The 3,173-nt window shown below is 51.1% G+C and carries 2 rRNA genes; both read left to right on the top strand.

Annotated features, from left to right (window positions below):
- The first annotated feature begins 68 nt into the window (after positions 1–68).
- Positions 69–2,936, top strand: a 23S ribosomal RNA gene (locus JYB62_RS19530).
- A gap of 66 nt (positions 2,937–3,002) precedes the next feature.
- A 5S ribosomal RNA gene (gene rrf / locus JYB62_RS19525) occupies positions 3,003–3,114 on the top strand.
- The last annotated feature ends 59 nt before the right edge of the window (positions 3,115–3,173 follow it).

The raw sequence follows: 3,173 nt of genomic DNA, 5'->3' as shown, positions 1-3,173 counted from the left end.
TAAGGTAACAAGTTCATTGACATGTTGAGCAGAAATTGTAACAGAAGTACTTTTAAAGTACAAAAGTAGAGTAAGTGAATAAGGGCGCACGGGGGATGCCTAGGCTCTCAGAGGCGAGGAAGGACGTGATAAGCTGCGAAAAGCTACGGGGATTGGCCAATGCGAGTTGATCCGTAGATATCCGAATGGGGCAACCCAGTCTTAAAGACTATCCTGAAAAGGAAGCGAACGTGGGGAACTGAAACATCTAAGTACCCATAGGAGGAGAAAATAATAATGATTCCGTAAGTAGTGGCGAGCGAACGCGGAAGAGCCCAAACCGTTCATGTTACGGCATGGACGGGGTTGTAGGACCTGTATAATCAATGACAACGAGACGCGAACGGCATGGGAAGGCCGACCATAGAGGGTGAGAGTCCCGTATTGGAATTGTTGTTTGCGAGACGGGTATCCTGAGTAGGTCGGGACCGGAGGAATCCCGATTGAAACTGCCAGCACCATCTGGTAAGGCTAAATACTCCTGAGAGACCGATAGTGAACTAGTACCGTGAGGGAAAGGTGAAAAGTACTCCGAATAGGAGGGTGAAATAGAACCTGAAACCGTGCGCTTACAAGCGGTCGGAGCCACGCGATGTGGTGACGGCGTGCCTTTTGCATAATGAGCCTACGAGTTACTCCTCATCGGCAAGGGTAAGGTATTCAGTACCGTACCCGGAGCGAAAGCGAGTCTGAAAGGGCGATTGAGTCGGTGGGGGTAGACGCGAAACTTAGTGATCTACCCATGGCCAGGTTGAAGTTGTGGTAACACACAATGGAGGACCGAACCGATAAACGTTGAAAAGTTTCCGGATGAGCTGTGGGTAGGGGTGAAAGGCTAATCAAACTGAGAAATAGCTCGTACTCCCCGAAATGTTTTTAGGAACAGCGTCGGGAATTGTATGACGGAGGTAGAGCTACCGATAGGACTAGGGGGAGTCAAATCCTACCAAATCCTGACGAACTCCGAATGCCGTCATATAGAACCGGCAGTGAGGGCTGGGGTGCTAAGGTCCCAGTCCGAGAGGGAAAGAACCCAGACCTTCCGCTAAGGTCCCCAAATCTATGTTAAGTTGAACAAAGGTGGTCCAGTTGCAGAGACAGCCAGGAGGTTAGCTTGGAAGCAGCTATTCCTTTAAAGAGTGCGTAACAGCTCACTGGTCGAGCGACAGGGCGTCGATAATAATCGGGCATCAAACATAGTACCGAAGCGAAGGATTGATATTTATATCAGTGGTAGGGGAGCATTCCAACGACGGCGAAGCTACAGCGTCAGCTGTGGTGGAGTTTTTGGAAAAGCAAATGTAGGCATAAGTAACGATAATGCGGGCGAGAAACCCGCACACCGTAAGACCCAGGTTTCCTGATCAACGCTAATCGGATCAGGGTTAGTCGGGACCTAAGGCGAACCCGAAGGGGGTAGTCGATGGCAAATGGGTTAATATTCCCATACTAATTATACAGGTGATGGAGCGACGGAGTGATGAAAGATCCGCGCGGTGACGGAATACCGCGTTAAAGGTAGTAGGTATTGGACCCATAGTTAAATGCGTGGGTTTAGCCGAAGCTGATAGTACCGAGCGTTTACGGACAATCGGATAGTGATCCTAAGGGCTTCCAAGAAAAACTTCTAGCGTTAAGCGTATAATTACCCGTACCGCAAACCGACACAGGTGGTCGAGGAGAGTATCCTAAGGTGCTCGAGTGAATCATGGCTAAGGAACTCGGCAAAATAGCCCTGTAACTTCGGGAGAAGGGGCGCCTCTGGTGACAGAGGCCGCAGTGAAGAGGCCCAGGCGACTGTTTAACAAAAACACATGGCTTTGCAAAGTTTAACGACTAAGTATAAGGCCTGACACCTGCCCGGTGCTGGAAGGTTAAGAGGGGGAGTTATCGCAAGAGAAGCTCTGAATCGAAGCCCCAGTAAACGGCGGCCGTAACTATAACGGTCCTAAGGTAGCGAAATTCCTTGTCGGGTAAGTTCCGACCTGCACGAATGGTGTAACGATCTGGGCACTGTCTCAGCCATGAGCTCGGTGAAATTGTAGTCGCGGTGAAGATGCCGCGTACCCGCAACGGGACGGAAAGACCCCATGCACCTTTACTGCAGCTTAGCATTGGTACTGGACAAATGATGTGTAGGATAGGTGGGAGACTATGAAGCGGGTTCGCCAGGATTCGTGGAGTCACTGTTGAAATACCACCCTTTGTTTGTTTGGTATCTAACCCCGAATGGGGGACATTGCTTGGTGGGTAGTTTGACTGGGGTGGTCGCCTCCAAAAGGATAACGGAGGCTTCCAAAGGTTCCCTCAGTACGCTTGGTAACCGTACGAGGAGTGCAATAGCATAAGGGAGCTTGACTGTAAGGCCGACAAGCCGAGCAGGGTGGAAACACGGGTATAGTGATCCGGCGGTTCTGAATGGAAGGGCCGTCGCTCAAAGGATAAAAGGTACGCTGGGGATAACAGGCTGATCTCCCCCAAGAGCTCATATCGACGGGGAGGTTTGGCACCTCGATGTCGGCTCGTCACATCCTGGGGCTGGAGAAGGTCCCAAGGGTTGGGCTGTTCGCCCATTAAAGTGGCACGCGAGCTGGGTTCAGAACGTCGTGAGACAGTTCGGTCCCTATCTGTTGCGGGCGTGGGAAGTTTGCGAGGACCTGACCTTAGTACGAGAGGACCGGGTTGGACTGACCGCTGGTGTACCGGTTGTGATGCCAATTGCATTGCCGGGTAGCTACGTCGGGAAGAGATAAGCGCTGAAAGCATCTAAGTGCGAAACTCCCCTCAAGATGAGACTTCCAAATAGGGCCGTCAGAGACGATGACGTTGATAGGCTACAGGTGTAAAGGCAGTAATGTCATAGCTGAGTAGTACTAATTGCCCAAAAGCTTACCGCTGTTTTGTTACAGTTTCTGCGAATACATGTTAAACTTAAGATATTAAGTGGAGAGATCCACAAAGATTTAGGCGGCCTAGCGCAGGGGTCCCACCTCTTCCCATCCCGAACAGAGAAGTTAAGCCCTGCAGCGCCGATGGTACTGGGGTTACACCCGGGAGAGTAGGTCGCCGCCACATTATTCAAGCCCTTTGGATCCGTCCATAGGGCTTTTGTGTTTTCAGCCCCACAGGGAGCA

This window comes from Algoriphagus lutimaris, from assembly GCF_017051705.1.
Taxonomy (GTDB): Bacteria; Bacteroidota; Bacteroidia; order Cytophagales; family Cyclobacteriaceae; genus Algoriphagus; species Algoriphagus lutimaris.
Note: the sequence above shows the minus strand (reverse complement) of the source record. Positions and strands in the feature narration are given on the sequence as shown.